At 68.8% G+C, this 17,497-nt stretch carries 9 protein-coding genes; 7 read left to right on the top strand and 2 right to left on the bottom strand.

Annotated features, from left to right (window positions below):
• Positions 1–90 precede the first annotated feature (90 nt).
• Positions 91–3,744: an NPCBM/NEW2 domain-containing protein gene (locus ABT313_RS14900; RefSeq protein ID WP_350852781.1), complete on the bottom strand. Its 3,654-nt coding sequence runs from the start codon at positions 3,742–3,744 to the stop codon at positions 91–93.
• A gap of 157 nt (positions 3,745–3,901) precedes the next feature.
• On the opposite strand from ABT313_RS14900, the gene ABT313_RS14895 reads away from it, so the two are divergent.
• The 4 genes from ABT313_RS14895 to ABT313_RS14880 all read left to right on the top strand — a co-directional run bounded on the left by ABT313_RS14895 (position 3,902) and on the right by ABT313_RS14880 (position 11,558).
• Positions 3,902–5,290 (top strand): alpha/beta hydrolase, encoded by a 1,389-nt coding sequence (locus tag ABT313_RS14895; RefSeq protein ID WP_350852778.1) that lies wholly within the window; start codon positions 3,902–3,904, stop codon positions 5,288–5,290.
• 288 nt (positions 5,291–5,578) lie between these two features.
• Entirely contained in the window at positions 5,579–8,275 is a 2,697-nt protein-coding gene (gene topA, locus ABT313_RS14890; RefSeq protein ID WP_350852775.1) for a type I DNA topoisomerase, read from the top strand.
• 10 nt (positions 8,276–8,285) lie between these two features.
• On the top strand, positions 8,286–8,717 hold the full coding sequence (locus tag ABT313_RS14885; RefSeq protein WP_134105923.1) for a Fur family transcriptional regulator: 432 nt from the start codon (positions 8,286–8,288) through the stop codon (positions 8,715–8,717).
• Between the two features lie 66 nt (positions 8,718–8,783).
• Complete coding sequence (locus ABT313_RS14880) at positions 8,784–11,558, top strand: glycoside hydrolase family 2 TIM barrel-domain containing protein (RefSeq protein ID WP_350852771.1); 2,775 nt, start codon at positions 8,784–8,786, stop codon at positions 11,556–11,558.
• Between the two features lie 115 nt (positions 11,559–11,673).
• On the opposite strand, the gene ABT313_RS14875 is transcribed toward ABT313_RS14880, so the two are convergent.
• On the bottom strand, positions 11,674–13,086 hold the full coding sequence (locus ABT313_RS14875; RefSeq protein ID WP_350852768.1) for an aminotransferase-like domain-containing protein: 1,413 nt from the start codon (positions 13,084–13,086) through the stop codon (positions 11,674–11,676).
• A 63-nt stretch (positions 13,087–13,149) separates the two neighbouring features.
• On the opposite strand from ABT313_RS14875, the gene ABT313_RS14870 reads away from it, so the two are divergent.
• Genes ABT313_RS14870 through ABT313_RS14860 form a run of 3 tightly spaced genes read left to right on the top strand, consistent with a single transcriptional unit; the run spans position 13,150 to position 17,444 of the window.
• Positions 13,150–14,244, top strand: coding sequence for a pyridoxal phosphate-dependent aminotransferase (locus ABT313_RS14870; protein WP_350852765.1), 1,095 nt, complete (start codon positions 13,150–13,152; stop codon positions 14,242–14,244).
• A gap of 9 nt (positions 14,245–14,253) precedes the next feature.
• Positions 14,254–16,239 carry a dTMP kinase gene (tmk, locus tag ABT313_RS14865; protein WP_350852762.1) on the top strand — a complete coding sequence of 662 codons (1,986 nt, stop codon included), beginning with the start codon at positions 14,254–14,256 and terminating at the stop codon, positions 16,237–16,239.
• Positions 16,236–17,444 (top strand): DNA polymerase III subunit delta', encoded by a 1,209-nt coding sequence (locus ABT313_RS14860; protein ID WP_350852759.1) that lies wholly within the window; start codon positions 16,236–16,238, stop codon positions 17,442–17,444. The genes tmk and ABT313_RS14860 overlap by 4 nt, the downstream gene beginning before the upstream one ends.
• The last annotated feature ends 53 nt before the right edge of the window (positions 17,445–17,497 follow it).

The following is a 17,497-nucleotide window of genomic DNA, read 5'->3' as shown; positions in this document are numbered from 1 at the left end:
TTGGTGGGTGGACCCAGCAAACGAGAGCGGGCGGGTGGGCCGGAGCGGGCGAGGGTGGGCCGGTGGGCGAGAGTGGGAAGGTAGGTCTTTCTAGGGTTTGCAGGTGAGTTTGGCGTTGGCCCAGTCGGCGTGGTCGCTGGTGTTGCCGTCGCCTCCGTCGGTGACTTGGAGGGTGAGGGTTTGGGCGCCGGTGACGTCGACTGTTGTGGTGGCGGTGGGGGACGTGCCGGTCAACTGGTCGGACGTGTACTTGGCGACACCGTCGGTGAGGACCTTGAAGGTGACTTTGCCGCGGTCCTCCATCTCGTCGTCGATGCCGAGGCTGCTGGTGAACGTGGTGCAGTTGCCGCCGAGCTGGACGCTGACCGACGAAGGTGCGTGTGCGCCCAGGCCCTTCGCGTACGTGACCCCGTCCAGCGTGATCGGGCCGCCGTCGCCGGCTCCGTCTTCACCGTTGCTGTGGTCGCGTTCGACCGGGCCCCAGCCGTTGGTCGAGTCCAGGAACTCCAGGTCACTGACCCAGTTCTCCCCAGTAGGTGCCGGAGGCAACGGTTTGTCGGCGATCGTGGCGGCGAAGAACCCGAGCCCGCCGCCGGGCAGCTTGATCGCCTTCACGGTCTTGCCGGGATCGAGCGGTACGGCGGTGTAGAAGACGCGATAGTCCGTCGTCGTATTGCCCAGACCCGCTGGTGTGTAACGCCCCTTGACCGAGACGGCGAGCTTGGCGCCGCCGGTGGTCGGGTCCTGGCAGCACCAGTTCGGCAACTGGAAGGTGCCTTCGGACGTGGTGCCGTCGGTGTAGATGATGGTGACGGTACCGCGAGCGTTGAGACTCGCGCCGGCTCCGAGCAGAGCAAGGTGCGATCCCGTGCCGGAGACCAAGATCGGCGCGGACTGGTTCTTCACCACGTTCGGCGTCCCCGGAGCTCCGGTCGGCCAAGTGAACTGAGCGTCCTGGACCGTGACCGTGGCGCCCGGCGAGTAGCCGGCGGCTGCCAGCGCTTCGCCGTTGAAGCTGTCACCCGATCCGTCGAAATTGCCTTGTTTATAAGTGTTTGCATCGCTGATGCCGACCAGGTTGGCTGCCTGGGACAACGATGCGTACGGCAACTCGGCTGTCGCCGAAGCGGAGTTGGAGTAGCTCTTGCCTTGGGCAACGTAACTTGCCTTCAATGCCAGGGTGAAGCTCGCCGGCTTGACGTCCGCACCGGGTGTCACCTGCAGCTTGGTGCTGACGGTCTGGCCGGGCCGGACCGACGCGAACCGGTTGGCTCCCGTGACAGTCCAGCCGGCCGGAACCTGCATGGCCAGATCGACGTTGCGGACGGTGTCCGAGGTGCTGTTGCGGAACGTCGCGGTCACCTCGGTTGCCTGGCCAGGCGCATTCCACAGCGACGGCGTCGTGAGCTCCGGCGTGCCGAAGGTGTTCCTGACGTCCGGACCGCCGACCGAAGAGGTGCCGGACAGGCGGACCACGGCGGACCGCGAGGTGGCGATCGACGCGGTCTGCACCGTGACGACCCCGTTGGCGAAGCTCCACTTGGCCGGACGCCCGTCGATGGTGACGTTGTGCGGGGCGGTGCCGGTGTGGAGCGTCAGTTCGTACGGGCGTGCCGCGGGCTTGCCGTCGTACGAACCGTTGCTGCGGCCGATGGTCACGGTGATGTCGCCGCGGCCGTCGGTCGGTGCGTCGACGGCGAACGTCTGCGTGGCGGACTTCGTCGAGCGGGTCACGCGGTCGTCCTCGTAGAGGCTGAACGACGACTTGCCCGACGGGTAGATGTCGACGGTCACGCGGTCGCCGAAGCCTTGTTCGGCGGCGTTGTTGATGCCGGACTTCCACATCGGTACGACGGCGCCGGCCTTCACGAACAGCGGCAGCGTGTCGAGCGCCGCGTGGTAGCCGTTGACCGTCGTCGGGCCCTGGTACACGCGACCGGTCCAGTAGTCGACCCAACGTCCGGCCGGCAGGTAGATCCCGTTCTTCACCTCGTCCGCGCCGTACATCGGCGCGACCAGGAACTCCTTGCCGGCCAGGAACTCGTACTTCGTGGTGTCGTCCCAGGTGCGAGGGTCGTTCGGGTACTCCAGCACCAGCGACCGGTTCAGCGGAGCTCCGGTCCGGTGTGCCTCGGCGGCGTACGTGTAGAAGTACGGCAGCAGCCGCTCGCGCAGCTTCAGGTACTTGCGGTTGATCGAGGTGTACGGGTCGCCGTACGCCCAGGGCTGCTTGTACGCCGGGGTCGACCAGCCGGACATGCTCATGAACGCCGGGTTGAACACCTTCCACTGCAGGTCACGCACGTACGACGTGGCGCTGCCGCCGAAGATGCCGTCGACGTCACCCGCGCTGTACGCGATACCCGAGTTGCCGGACCCGGTGATCGCCGGGATCTGCCACTTGATCGCGTCGAGCGAGCCGCTGTGGTCGCCGGTCCACTGCACCGCGCACCGTTGCGCGCCGGCCCAGCCCTCGACCATCCACGCGAACCCGCGGGCGTTGCTGTACTGCTCGATACCGTCATGCGCGGTGTCGCAGGCGCTCAGCGCGTACCGGTAGCCAGGACCGACCCACGCGACGTCGAGCTTCCGCACGCGCACACCGGCGTCGCCGACCTCGGCCGGCTGCCTGTCCAGGTCGGACTGCGTCCACAGACCCATCTGGATGTTCCGCTGGCGCAACTCGTCCCCGGTCTGCTTCAGCGCCGGGATGTCGCGCTTCCCCCACCAGGTGCCGTCGACCTGCTCGGAGTCGGTGTTGGCGGAATACCCACAGCCGTAGTCGTCGTTGACGAGCATCCAGCCGCCCGGCATGTCCTCGTCCTTGAACCGCTGTGCGACCTTCACCGCGTCCAGCGTGGTCACCTTGTCCGGGTTGACCTTCCAGTCGTTGCTGGGATCCGGGTCCGTCGCGTAGTGGCCACGGTTGTAGCAGTCCGAATCGCCGTACTCGAGGCCGTAGATCGGCGGCATGAAAGGCCGGCCGGTCAGCTCGGTGTAGCGGTCGAGCGAGGTCTTCAGATCGCCGACGAAGTAGTACGCGTCGAACCGCTTCTCATCGTGAGTAGTTACAACCGGACTAGTGAAGCTGTAACTACCCGGGTCGAACGTGTTCCGGAGTACGCCGTACCCCGCGGTGCTCATGTAGTACGGCGACGCGTTCGGGTTGCCGCCGTCCTCCCAGTTGAAGTCCTTGGAGACCTTGATCGTCTGGTCCCGGTGCGAGAAGCGGCCGTTCTGCATGCCGCCGCCGAAGAACTGCTCGTTCGCGCCACGCGCCAGGGTCTGGGTCGTGGACGTGTCGGTCCAGGACAGCGGCGCGGCCTCGGACCAGACCAGCTGCCCGTTCGACCGGTACAGCGAGAACTTCAGCGGGCTCTTCTGCGCACGGACCTCGATCTTGCCGGTCGTGAGCGAGTAGTAGCTGCCACGATCACGCCAGGAGGTCCGCGGCGTGCCGTAGTCGGTCTTCGTGACGATGTTGGACGCCGGGGCGCCCGGATCGGTGGGCGGGGTGTTCGCGGGGTCGGTGAAGTTCCCGTCCGGCGCCATCCACAGCCGGAAGACGTCGTCCTTCAGGAACACCACCCGCACCTTCGCCGGGCCGGCGCTGAGGGTGTACGTCGCTCTGTCGGCCGCGAAGCCGGTGACGTCACCGAGCGTGGTTGCCGCGGCCTGCGCGGGAGCCGCGGTGTACACAAGTGCGCCTGCTAGCAGAGCCAAGGCGACTACTGAACGTTTCATGCGGACAAAGATGCTCACGACTGCCTCACTTCACGCATCAATGAACAAGATGTGCACAGTGAAGCGCACCGGAGACCCGTTGTCACCAGGTCACCCGTGACGAAGTTGAAACCGTGTCGCCATCACGGGGTGAAACGGGGCGATGACGATGAGTCGCATGAGCAACCGGCGTCCCAGCAGCCCCAGCAGTCACGTCTTCACCAGGCGTCACGTCCTGGGCGCCGGCCTGACCGCCGGCCTCGCCGCGGGTATCGCCGCCGCCTGGCCGGGGTGGGCACAAGCAGCCCAGATCGACCCCGACGCGCCAGCCGGCCCCGCGCCAGCCGGCCCCGGCCCCGGGCCGGCCGGCCTCCGCGCCCAGGACGATCCGAACTTCCACCCGGTGAGGTTCCGGCTCCCGGAGCCGACCGGCCGGAAGGCGCTCGGGACGACCGAGGTCCACCTGATCGACCGCTCGCGCCCGGATCCGACCATGCCCAGCGGACAGCGCGAGCTGATGATCAGCCTCTGGTACCCGGCCGGCATGTTCGGGACCGCGCCCTTCGCCAAGTACATGCCCCCGCGTACGTCGGTCGAGGTCGACGACGCCTGGACGGGCGAGTACGGGCTGGCCCTGCCGAGCGGTTCGTTCGACTTCGCCGGCACCCAGACGCACGCGCGGGTCGACGTGCCGGCGCAGCCGATGCGGCATCCCGTCGTACTGTTCTCTCCCGGTTTCCAGTACAGCCGGTTCGTGAACACCGCGCAGGTCGAGGACCTCGCCAGCCGTGGGTACGTCGTGGTGACGATCGACCACTCGCACGAGACGCCGGTGGAGTTCCCCGGCGGCCGGTTCCTGCCGGGTGCGCCCGAATCGGAACCGCCCGGTCCGGACCAGATCCGGGCCGCGGTCGAGGCCCGGACCGCGGACGCGCGGTTCGTCCTGGACCAGCTCGAGCGGATGGCCGACGGCCGCAAGGTCGATGCCGACGGCAAGGATCTGCCGAAGGACCTCGCGGACGGGCTGGACCTGCGCAAGATCGGCATGTTCGGGATCGGGCTCGGCGGCTACGCGACCGCGAACACCATGCTGCAGGACGAGCGGATCGCGGCCGGCATCGATCTGGACGGCACGCTCCAGGACGACCGCGCCAAAGGCCCGTTCGGGGAGGTCGCGGAAAGAGGTCTGGACCGGCCGTTCCTGCTGTTCGGATCAGCCGAGACGCAGCGGACGGATCCGGCCCAGGACACTTATGACGCGTCCTGGGCGAGCTTCTGGAAGGCGCAGCGCGGCGGCAAACTCAACCTGGCGCTGGCCGGCACGAAGCAGAAGGCGTTCACCGACTACCAGTTCATCTTCTCCCAGCTCTTCCACGACATCTACGGCGAGGACCCGATCATCACCTCGGTGATGAAGGCGCTCGTCGGCAGCGCGAAACCGGCGCGGAGCGTGCTGGCGCAGCGCGAGTACATCGCCGCATTCTTCGACCAGACGCTGCGTCGCCGGCCGTCGCTTCTGCTCCGCGGTGACTCCCCGAAGTTCCCGGAAGTGCGCTTCGCCCGCTGAGACGGCGTACTCTCGACAGAGATTCGCCACGCCCACCGTGGCGGCATCGCGACGCGCGGTGACGATGGGGTGTTCGCCACTTTCTGAAATCCTGGGAGGCGGGTCCGGGGCCTCACCCGTTACGGTGCGTTGAGAAATGCGTTGCCGTCGGCCGTACTCTGTCCTCGGGCGGGGTCGGTCTGTGCTCGGGGAACAGACGTGGGGGCCGGGCGCGTTGTCGGCAGGACGAGAGTAGGGAGCGCAGTGGCAGGGGCAGCAGGGACCAGAACAGCGGCAGGGACCCGTTTGGTGATCGTCGAGTCGCCGAAGAAGGCGCGGATGATTGCCGGCTTCCTGGGGTCCGGGTACGTGGTGGAGTCCAGCTTCGGCCACATCCGCGACCTGCCGAGCGGGGCCGACGAGATCCCGGCGAAGTACAAGGGCCTGCCGTGGGCACGGCTGGGCGTGAACGTCGACGAGCACTTCGACCCGCTGTACGTCGTACCGGCCGACAAGAAGGCGCAGATCCGCAAGCTCAAGGACCTGCTCAAGGGCGCCGACGAGCTCTTCCTGGCCACAGATGAGGACCGCGAGGGCGAGGCGATCGCCTGGCACCTGCTCGAGGAGCTGAAGCCGAAGGTCCCGGTCAAGCGGATGGTCTTCCACGAGATCACCCCGAAGGCGATCCAGGACGCGGTCGGCAACGCCCGGGACATCGACGAGGACCTGGTCGACGCCCAGGAGGCGCGCCGGATCCTCGACCGGCTGTACGGGTACGAGGTCTCCCCGGTGCTGTGGAAGAAGGTCATGCCGCGGCTGTCGGCGGGCCGGGTGCAGTCGGTCGCGATCCGGATGGTGGTCGACCGGGAGCGCGAGCGGATCGCGTTCCGCAGCGCCTCGTACTGGGATCTCGACGCCACGCTGGACGCCGGCGAGGACCGGAACCCGCGACTCTTCCCCTCCCGCCTGGTCTCGGTGGACAGCAAGCGGGTGGCGCAGGGCCGCGACTTCAGTTCGACCGGTGAGCTCAAGGGCGCGAACACCGTCCATCTGAACGAGGCGACCGCGACCGCGCTGGCCGGCGCGCTGCGGGAGTCGCAGTTCACGGTCCGCTCGATCGAGTCCAAGCCGTACACCCGCAAGCCGTACGCGCCGTTCCGGACGACCACGCTGCAGCAGGAGGCCGGCCGCAAGCTCGGCATGTCCGCGTCGCAGACCATGCAGGTCGCCCAGCGGCTCTACGAGAACGGCAACATCACCTATATGCGTACCGACAGCGTCACGCTGTCGGACACCGCGATCACCGCCGCCCGGGCCCAGGTCCGCGAGTTGTACGGCGCGTCGTACCTGCCGGACAAGCCGCGCGTCTACACCTCCAAGGTGAAGAACGCCCAGGAGGCGCACGAGGCGATCCGGCCGGCCGGCGAGACGTTCCAGACTCCGGCGCAGACCGGTCTGAGCGGCAGTGAGTTCCGGCTCTACGAGCTGATCTGGATGCGGACGATCGCGTCCCAGATGCGGGACGCGGTCGGCAACAGCGTCTCGATCAAGATCGACGCGACCGCGGCGACCGGCGAGCAGTGCGAGTTCACCTCGTCCGGCCGGGTGATCACGTTCCACGGCTTCCTCAAGGCGTACGTCGAGGGCGCGGACGACCCGTCCGCCGGGACGGACGACCAGGAGACCCGGCTGCCGGATGTGCACGAGGGCGACGTACTGCCCGCGTCCGAGGTGGTCGCGTCCGGGCACGAGACCAAACCGCCGGCGCGTTACACCGAAGCCACGCTGATCCGCGAGATGGAAGAGCGCGAGATCGGCCGCCCGTCGACGTACGCGACGATCCTCGGCACCAACGTGGCCCGCGGGTACATCTACAAGAAGGGGCAGGCGCTGGTTCCGGCCTGGCTGGCGTTCGCGGTCGTCCGGCTGCTCGAGGAGCACTTCACCAGGCTGGTGGACTACGCGTTCACGGCGACGATGGAGGACGTGCTCGACGAGGTCGCGGCCGGTGACCTGCAGCGTGAGGGCGTGCTGTCGCGGTTCTACTTCGGCGACGACCAGCTCGAGGGCCTGAAGTCGATGGTCACCGACCTCGGCGACATCGACGCCCGGCAGATGTCGACGTTCCCGGTCGGCGGCGCCGACACCGGGATCGTGCTCCGCGTCGGCCGCTACGGGCCGTACGTCGAGGACAAGGACGAGCGCCGCGCGAACGTGCCGGAGGACCTGCCGCCGGACGAGCTGACGGTCGAGAAGGCGCACGAGCTGCTGGCCCAGCCGTCGGGCGTCGAGCTCGACCTCGGTACTGCGCCGGACACCGGGCTGAAGGTCGTGGCCAAGGCGGGCCGTTTCGGGCCGTACGTGACCGAGGTGCTGCCGGAGGACGCGCCGAAGGGCTCCAAGCCGCGGACCGGGTCGCTGCTGAAGTCGATGACGCTGGAGAACGTCGGCCTCGACGACGCGATGAAGCTGCTGTCGCTGCCGCGCGTGGTCGGCAAGGACCCGGAGTCGGGCGACGAGATCACGGCGCAGAACGGGCGCTACGGGCCGTACCTGAAGAAGGGCACGGACTCGCGGTCGCTGGCGACCGAGGAGCAGATGTTCGACATCACGCTCGAAGAGGCGCTGAAGATCTACTCCGAGCCGAAGCAGCGCGGTCGCCGGGCCGCCGCCCCGCCGCTCAAGGAGCTGGGCGAGGACCCGGAGTCCAAGAAGCCGATCGTGGTGAAGGAGGGCCGCTTCGGCCCGTACGTCACCGACGGCGAGACCAACGCGACGCTCCGCAAGGACGACGCGGTCGAGACGATCTCGCTGCTCCGCGCGGCCGAGCTGCTGGCCGACAAACGGGCCCGCGGGCCGGTGAAGAAGACCGCGAAGAAGTCCACGGCGAAGAAGACGACGACCAAGAAGACGGCCGCCAAGAAGACCGCCGCGAAGAAGACGACGGCCAAGAAGGCGCCGGCCAAGAAGACCACCGCGAAGAAGTCGGCGGCGAAGAAGTCCTGAGGGAGCGCCCATGACGAGTGCGGTCGAGGTCAGCGCGCAGCGGCTCCGCGAGCGGGGCGAGCGGGTCACGCCCGCCCGGCTCGCGGTGGTCGAGGTGCTGGCGGGCACCGAGGAGCACCTGAGCGCGGAGCAGATCGGCGAGCGGGCCGAGCAGCTGCGCCCGGGGATCCACCGCGCGACCGTGTACCGGGCGCTCGACGCGCTGGGCGAGTTCGGCCTCGTCACCCACGTCCACCTCGGTCGAGCCGGTACGACGTACCACCTGGCCGGCGACCTGGCCCCGCGCCACCTGCATCTGCGCTGCTCCGAGTGCGGCACGGTGTACGACGCCCCGGGCGACGTGCTCGAGTCGGCCCGGAAGAAGCTCGCCCGCGAGCTCGGCTTCCATCTCGCGCCCGAGCAGGTCGCGCTGGTCGGAGTGTGCCAGAACTGCTCGCGCTGAGGCCTGCTGTCCATATCTGTTCATCGGTGTGGATTCATGAACAGAGTTGGCTTAGGGTCTGGGGCTGTGACCTATGTCGAGGACTTTGCCTCCGGTGAGAACGTGCTGGCGCCGCGCGCCTGGCTGGACGACGACTCCGGGCGGTTGGCGCTCAGCGGGGACTGGAGCTTCCGGCTGTCACCGACGGTGGCGGACGCGCCGGACGATCTGAAGGACCCGGACACCTCCGGCTGGGACACGATCGCGGTCCCCGGTCACTGGCAGCTGAGCGGGTACGGCGCCCCGGCGTACACGAACGTGGTCTATCCGTTCCCGCTCGAGCCGCCGTACGTGCCGACCGACAACCCGACCGGCGACTACGTCCGGACCGTGACGGTGCCGGCGAACTGGGACGGCGCGCGGATCGTGCTGCGGTTCGAGGGCGTCGACTCGCGGTTCGCCGTGTTCGTGAACGGCTCCGAGGTCGGCTGGTCGTCGGGGTCGCGGCTGCCCTCGGAGTTCGACATCACCTCGTTGGTTGCCCCAGGCAAGGAAGCGCGGATCGCGGTCCGCGTGCACCAGTGGTCGGTCGGCAGCTACGTCGAGGACCAGGACATGTGGTGGCTGTCCGGGATCTTCCGCGAGGTCAACCTGCTCGCGCTCCGTCCGGACGCGCCGACCGACGTCTTCGTCAAGGCCGCGTGGGACCACATCGACGGCGCCGGCACGCTCCTCGTCGAGTCCGACGTACCGGGCACGGTTTCGGTGCCTGAGCTGGATCTGACGGTGGCGACGGGTGAGCACGTGCGTGTCGAGGGCGTGCAGCCGTGGAGTGCCGAGGTGCCGCGGTTGTACGACGCCGTACTGCGGAGCGCGGGCGGCGAGGTGCGGCTGCGGATCGGGTTCCGGACCGTCGCGATCGTCGACGGGATCTTCACTGTCAACGGCAATCGGGTGCTGTTCAACGGCGTCAACCGGCACGAGTTCCACCCGGACCGGGGTCGCACGCTGACCGAGCAGGACATGCTCGACGACGTACTGATCATGAAGCGGGCCGGGATCAACGCGGTCCGCACGAGTCACTACCCGCCGCACCCGCACTTCCTCTCGCTGTGCGACGAGTACGGGCTGTACGTGATCGACGAGTGCGATCTGGAGTCGCACGGGTTCGGGTACGAGCCGCAGCCGCCGAAGCTGCCGAACCCGGTGATGGATCCGCGGTTCCGCGACGACCTGGTCGACCGCATGCGGCGTACGGTGCACCGCGACAAGAACCACCCGTCGATCGTGATCTGGTCGCTCGGCAACGAGTGCGGGATGGGCTCGAACCTGAAGGACATGTACGACGCGGTGAAGGCGCTCGACCCGTCGCGGCCGGTGCACTACGAGCGCGACACCGAGGCGGAGTTCGTCGACATCTACTCGCGGATGTACACCTCGCCGGAGGGCTGCGCGGAGATCGGGGCGGACAGCAGTCTTTATCGCAACCTTCCCTTCATCCTGTGCGAGTACGGGCATGCGATGGGGAACGGGCCGGGCGGGCTGCTCGACTACCGCGAGGTGTTCGAGAAGTACCCGCGCTGCCAGGGCGGATTCATCTGGGAGTTCATCGACCACGGTCTGCGCACGACGATCGACGGACGCGAGGTCTATGCGTACGGCGGCGACTTCGGCGAGACCATCCACGACGGCAACTTCGTCTGCGACGGGCTGCTGTTCCCGGACCGTACGCCGTCGCCGGGGATGCACGAGTACGTCAAGGTGATCGAGCCGCTCCGGATCGTTGCTGATGGCAACCGAGTGTCGATCACCAACCGGTACGAGGTGCTGGACACCAGCCACCTGAACTTCACGCTGCGGCTCGAGGCCGAAGGCGAGGTCATCGGGGGCGGCGGTCTGCCGGTTCCGGTGATCGCACCGGGCGAGACCGTGTCGGTCGAGCTGCCGCCGGGGATCGAGAAGCAGCGCGACGCTCGCCCCGAGACCTGGCTGACGGTTACTGCCGAGCTGGCCGACGCGACGTCATGGGCCGACGCTGGTCACCGCATCGCTTGGGGCCAGATCCGCCTGGACGAGCCGGCCCCGGCTGCTGCTCTTCCGTCCGGCTCGCCTGCCTCGGGAACCACCGGCGTGCAGGGAATCAGCGTCGCCGGGCTGGAGAACGTGCGGCTGGACGTGTGGCGGGCGCCGATCGACAACGATGCGATCCCGGGTGTTGCCGACGCTTGGCGGGAGCAGGGGTTGCACCGGGTGCAGCATCGGATCGTTTCGCAGGGCGAGCAGGACGGTGCCTGGGAGGTTGTGACCCGGACTGCGCCGCCCGCGTTGCAGTGGGGTCTGCGTAGTACGTGGCGTTGGACGGCTGTCGACAACGGCGTGGTGCTCGAGCTCAGCGTCGTACCGGAAGGCTTGTTCCCGGAGGTGTTGCCGCGGCTCGGCATCACGTTCGAGCTGCCGAAGGTGGAGCGGGTCGAGTGGTTCGGCACCGGCCCCAACGAGGCATACGTCGACACGCGCGAAGCTGCCGCGGTCGGCAAGTACTCCGCCACGGTCGCCGAGCTGCAGACGCCGTACGTCCGGCCCCAGGAGAACGGCCACCGCATCGACACCCGCTGGGCCCAGCTGGACGGTCTGCGCGTCGAGGCAGTCAACGAGCTCTTCGGCCTGACCGTCCGCGACTGGACGAGCCAGGCACTGGAGACGGCCAAGCACACCCCGGACCTGGTCCCCGGCGACACCACCTACGTCACTCTGGACATCGCCCAGACCGGCGTAGGCACAGCCGCCTGCGGCCCCGCCCTCCCCGACCGCGACAAACTCAAAACCGCCCCCGCCACCCTCACCCTCCGTTTCACCAGCTGAATCCGGATGCCGGACCTGCGCCACTCACCAACCAACCTCCGGCAGGCTCGTGCAGGCTGAGCCGCAGCGTGTCAGCCGTTGAAGGACCAGGTTGGTGAGTGCTGCACGTCCGCCGTCAGATTGCGATGGTTGGGCGGGGGTGTGCTCGGGTCGCCGGTGGGTGGTAGGCGGACCAGGCTGTGGTTAGGCGGTGGGCGGCTTGGGTGAGGGGTGGTTCGGGGGCTCGGAAGTGTAGGCGGATGTGGGTGTCGCTGTTGCCGGTGACGTCCAGGCTGGCGCCGGGGAGGATGGCCAGGCCGTGGCGGAGTGCGGTTTGGGCGAAGGATGTGCCGTCGCCGTACGGGAGGCGGACCCAGAGGCACTGGCCGCCGGTGACGGTCGGGATCTCCCAGGTGGGGAAGGCCTGCGTGAGGAGCCGGTGCAGGTGGTCGTGGCGTGACTTGAGGGTGTGGTGCAGGCCGGGACCGTCCAACAGCGGCAGCAGGCGTACGGCGGCCAGCTGGGTGGGGACGTTTCCGCCCAGGTCGTGTACGGCGCGCAGCCGGGCCAGCCGGTTGATCAGGGGCGTGGACGCGCGGATCCAGCCGATCCGTAGGCCGCCCCAGATGCTCTTGCTGAGTGAGCCGATCGAGATCACAGAGTCGGAGTACGCCGCCATTGGCGTCGGCTGCAGCTCTCCAGGGAACCCGAGGTCCGCAGGCACCTCGTCCTCGATCAGCGGGATGCCAGCTCCGGCCAGCCGCTGGCGGGTGAGCGCCGACATCACTGACCCCGTCGGGTTCTGGTACGTCGGAATCACGTAGGCCAGCGCAGGACGCCGCTCCCGCACGGCCGCCTCGAACCCGTCCAGCCCGACCGGAAGCCCCCGCAGTACAGCGCCCTCCTCGCGGAACACCTCCAGCGCGCCCGGGTACGTCGGTGCCTCAACGAGCACCTGGTCACCAGGCGAGACCAGAGCATGCGCCAGCAAGGACAGGGCCTGCTGGCCGCCGTTGGTGACCAGGATCTGCTCGAACGACGTCCGTACGCCGCGAGCCGTGTACCGACCAGCCAGCGCCTTCCGCAGCGCTGGGTGACCGTACGGGTAGTAGCCGATGTCATCGCTGATCCGACCGAGCTCCGGAGCGATCTCCACGAACGCCTCGGCAACCTGCGGCGGCGGATCGCCGGGGGCTGCGCAGATGGCGAGCAGTACGTCGTCGTCGCGCGCCTCCAACGAGTCCAGGAAGATCGGGTCGACCGGGGCGTCCTCGACCGGACCGCCGGACGGTACGCCGGCCACCCGTGTGCCACTGCCCTGGCGACGGTTGATCCGGCCTTCGGCGCGGAGTAGGTCGTACGCCGCGACCACCGTCGTACGGCCGACTGCGAGCGCACCGGCCAGCGCCCTGTCCGGCGGCAGGAGCACGCCCGGAGGGAGTTCGCCGTCATCGATCAGCTGGCGGAGGCGGGCCGCGAGCAGCACGTACAGCGGGCCGCGGCCGGACGACCAACGGCCCAACCGCTCAACCACCTCGATTGGTCTCATCTGCGAACCAATTCTGCCGGATTGGCTCTGGGGTCGCCAGACCAGGCCCAGAACGATGGCGTTATGGCCACCTTCCCGCGCAACGAGATCATGTCCCTGACGGCCGAGCAGCCCGTGCACGACCTGGGCGAGAGCTACGGGCCGGACCTCCGGCTGGCGGACGTGCTGACGCCGGAGCTGGCGGATCTCGAGCTCGGCTACGGCACGTCGGCCGGCGACCCCCGGCTGCGGGCCGCGATCGCCGAGCGGCACGGCGTACGGCCGGATCAGGTCGTCGTCACGGTCGGCGGGATGCACGGGATCTTCCTGCTGTCGTACCTGCTGCTCGAGCGCGGCGGGCAGGTCGTGACGACCAACCCGCTGTTCCCGAACACCCGCAACATCTACGCGTCGCTCGGCGCTGACGTGCGGGTGATTCCGCTGACCTTCGACGATGGGTACCGCGTGACGGCCGATGCCGTCCGGGCGCAGCTCACGCCGGAGACCAAGCTGGTCAGCCTGACGACTCCGCAGAACCCGTCAGGTGTTGCGATAGCGCGGGAAACGCTGCAGGACATCGTGATCGCGATGGGCGAGGTGTGCCCGGACGCGTATTTGATGGTCGACGAGACGTACCGGGTGGCGTCGTACGGCGATGATCCGGTTGCGGAGACCGCCGTTCACCTTGGCGCGAGGGTTGTGTCGGTGGCCTCGCTGTCGAAGTGTCACGGGGCCGCCGGGCTACGGATCGGGTGGGTCGTGAGCACTGATGACGAACTGGTGGACCAGCTGACGACCGGGAAGTTCAGCACGGTCGTATCCGCGGCGCCGGTGACCGAGGCGATGGCGGTGCGAGTGCTCGAGCAGGAGGACCAGATCCTCGGGGCACGAAGGTCTTGGCTGGCGGAGAACCTTCGGATCGCCCAGAACTGGGTTCAGGAGAACAGCGATGTGGTCGAGTGGGTCCGGCCGGATGCCGGGGCCTTGTGCGTGGTGCGACTGAAGGTCGATCCCGTCCGGTTCAAGCAGGAGGCGGCGGACCGGGGTGTGCGGCTGGCCGACGGGGGCTGGTTCGGGGACGAGGCGCGGGTGTTCCGGCTGGGGTTCGGGTACCCGGCGGCGGGTGAGCTGAAGGCGGCGCTGGATGCGCTGCGTGAGGCTGTCCGTGCGGCCCACTAGTCTTTAGGCGTGCCGGAGGCTTACGACCCGCTGACCGATCCCGCACCGGCGCATGACGTGCGCGCGGTGTTGCGGATCCGCGCGTTCCGGCGGCTGTGGATCGGGTTCGGGTTGTCGAGCCTCGGCGACTGGATCGGGCTGCTGGCGCTGACCGCGATGGCGAAGTCGTTCGCCGGCGACAACTACCAGGCGGCGAACTTCGCGATCGGCGGCGTGCTGTTCCTCCGCGTGCTGCCCGCGCTGGTGATGGGTCCGGTGGCCGGCTGGGTCGCCGACCGGCTGGACCGGCGCTGGACGATGATCCTCGGCGACCTGATCCGGGCCGCGTTCTTCGTCACGATCCCGATCGTCGGCACGCTGACCTGGCTGCTGATCGCGACCGTGCTGATCGAGATCGTCAGCCTGATCTGGGGTCCGGCCAAGGACGCCTCGGTGCCGAACCTGATTCCCCGGCACCGGCTCGAAGCGGCCAACCAGATCAGCCTGATCACGACGTACGGCACCGCGCTTCCGGCCGCGGTGATCTTCACCGCGATCACCCTGGTCACTCGCTGGGCGGGCGACTTCTCCATCGACCTCGCGGTGTACGTGAACGCCGCGACGTTCGTCGTCTCCGCGTTCGCAATCGTGTCGGTCGCCGAGATCGGCCGCGCGGTCCACGATCACGAGGACCATCCGACGCTGTGGCGGACGATGGTCGAGGGCTGGTCCTACGTCACCGGCACGCCGGTGGTCCGCGGTCTCGTGGTCGGCATCTCCGGGGCGTTCGCGGCCGGTGCGGTCGTGGTCGGACTGGGCCGGACGTACGTCGAGGACCTCGGCGCCGGCGACCCCGGGTACGGCGTGCTGTTCGGTGCGGTCTTCGGCGGTCTCGCGCTGGGGATGGGGTTCGCGCCGCGGATCTTCTCCGGGCTGTCGCGGCGGCGGTTGTTCGCGGCCGGGCTGGTCGGGTCCGGCGTCTGCTTGGCCGGGCTGGCGTTGATCCAGCAGATCGAGATCGCCACGATGATCGCGATCCTGCTCGGGTTCTGCGCGGGCGGCTCGTGGGTTTCCGGGTACACGCTGCTCGGTCTCGAAGTACCGGATGCTGTTCGCGGGCGGACGTTCGCGTTCGTGCAGTCAGCCGTCCGCACGGTGCTCGCGGTCACGCTGGCGATCGCGCCGTTCGCCGCCGGTGCGATCGGCCGGCACACGTGGACGATCCGCGGCCACTCGGCGACGTACAACGGTGCCTCGATGACGATGCTCGCGGCCGCGATCCTGGCCGGGGTCATCGGTCTGCTGGCCTGGCGGCAGATGGACGACCGCCCGGGCGTCCCGTTCTGGCGCGACGTACGGCGGAGCTTCGGCAAGACCCGCGGTGACTACCCGACGACCGGCCTGTTCATCGCCATCGAGGGCGGTGACGGGGCCGGCAAGTCGACGCAGTCCGCGCTGCTCGTGAAATGGCTGGAGGAGCAGGGGCAACAGGTCCTGCTGACCCGCGAGCCGGGCGCGACCGAGCTCGGCAAGACGTTGCGGCAGATCGTCCTCGACCCGGCGACCGGCGACATCTCGCACCGCACGGAGGCGTTGCTGTACGCCGCCGACAAGGCCGAGCACGTCGACTCCGTGATCAAGCCGGCGCTCAAGGCCGGCGCAGTCGTGATCACCGACCGGTACGTCGACTCCGCGCTGGCCTACCAGGGCTCCGGGCGGGATCTGGATGTGTCCGACGTCGAGCGGGTGAATCGCTGGGCCACCGACGACCTCCGGCCGAACCTCACGATCCTGCTCGATCTGCCGCCGAAGCGCGGTCTCGGCCGGTTCGAGGAGCGGGACCGGATCGAGGCACAGTCCGACGAGTTCCACGAGCGGGTGCGGCACGCGTTCCTCGAGTTGGCGGCGGCCGAACCGCAGTATTACCTGGTCATCGACGCCGCCCAGGACCGCGAGGACATCGCCAAACAGATCCGCGCCCGCCTCCAGCCGATCCTCCCGAAGGTGGACCTATGAGTGTCTGGGACGACCTGGTCGGCCAGGACCCGGCCGTCGCCGTGCTGCGGAGGGCCGTTGACGGCGCGGCTGGCGTGCTGCGTGGAGAAAAGGGCGCTGCGGTCGCCGGGATGACGCATGCCTGGCTGATCACCGGTCCGCCGGGATCCGGCCGGTCGAACGCGGGTCGCGCGTTCGCGGCCGCCCTGCAGTGCGCAAACCAAGGCTGCGGCGAGTGCAACGAATGCCGTACGGCGCTCAGCGGGGCGCACCCCGACGTGTCGTTGATCCGCACCGAGCTGTTGTCGATCCGGGTCAGCGAGGTCCGTGAACTGGTCCGCCGGGCCGCGATGAGCCCGACCCAGGGCCGGTGGCAGGTGATGGTGATCGAGGACGCGGATCGCCTGACCGAGCAGGCCGCGGACGCCCTGCTGAAGAGCATCGAGGAGCCCGCACCGCGGACCGTGTGGGTGCTGTGCGCGCCGACGGTCGAGGACGTCGTACCGACGATTCGTTCGCGCTGCCGTCTGCTGGTGCTGCGTACGCCGCCGGTCGCCGCGGTCGCGGAGATGCTGAGCCGCAAGCTCGACGTGGATCAGGAGCTGGCCTGGTTCGCCGCGCGGGCCGCACAGGGGCATATCGGCCGGGCGCGGGCGCTGGCTCGTGACGAAGAGGTCCGCGAGCGGCGGAGCAAGGTGCTCGAGGTCCCGTTCGCGTTGCGTGACCTCGGAGCGTGCTTGAAGGCGGCACAACAGCTGGTCGAGGCGGCCAAGGTCGAGGCGAAGGCAAGCGCCGAGAAGGTCGACGAGAAGGAGCGGGCCGCGCTCGAGCAGGCGCTCGGCGTCGGGACCAAGGGCGCCAAGCCGCGCGAGGCGAACGCCGCGCTGAAGGAGCTCGAGGATCAGCAGAAGGCCCGTGCCAAACGCTGGGAACGCGACGTGCTCGACCGGTCACTCGTCGATCTGATGGCGCTGTACCGGGATGTGCTGGTCGTGCAGACCCGATCGGGTAGCGAGCTGATCAACGCAGAGTTGCACCGCAACGTCGAGCAGCTCGCGGCGCGGACGACACCCGAGCAGACCGTTCGCCGGATCGACGCGATCGGGATGTGCCGCGAGGCGATCGAGGCGAACGTCGCGCCGCTGGTCGCCCTGGAGGCGATGACGGTCTCGTTGTTCGAGGGCCGCAGCGACGGCTTCACGATCCCGCGCCGCGTACTGCGCTGAGGTCACGTTCCGGGGTGCACGTCCGATAACTGGGCGGGTGGTGTAACACCGAG

Source organism: Kribbella sp. NPDC000426 (assembly GCF_040300265.1).
Classification (GTDB): Bacteria; Actinomycetota; Actinomycetes; order Propionibacteriales; family Kribbellaceae; genus Kribbella.
The sequence above is the reverse complement of the archived record's forward strand: the minus strand, read 5'-3'. Positions and strand labels throughout refer to the sequence as shown.

Bases quoted from the DNA above. Each gene is read 5' to 3' on its own strand.
- ABT313_RS14900 (WP_350852781.1), bottom strand. From the start codon at position 3,744: ATGAAACGTTCAGTAGTCGCCTTGGCTCTGCTAGCAGGCGCACTTGTG.
- ABT313_RS14895 (WP_350852778.1), top strand. From the start codon at position 3,902: ATGAGCAACCGGCGTCCCAGCAGCCCCAGCAGTCACGTCTTCACCAGG.
- ABT313_RS14885 (WP_134105923.1), top strand. From the start codon at position 8,286: ATGACGAGTGCGGTCGAGGTCAGCGCGCAGCGGCTCCGCGAGCGGGGC.
- ABT313_RS14875 (WP_350852768.1), bottom strand. From the start codon at position 13,086: ATGAGACCAATCGAGGTGGTTGAGCGGTTGGGCCGTTGGTCGTCCGGC.
- ABT313_RS14870 (WP_350852765.1), top strand. From the start codon at position 13,150: ATGGCCACCTTCCCGCGCAACGAGATCATGTCCCTGACGGCCGAGCAG.
- ABT313_RS14860 (WP_350852759.1), top strand. From the start codon at position 16,236: ATGAGTGTCTGGGACGACCTGGTCGGCCAGGACCCGGCCGTCGCCGTG.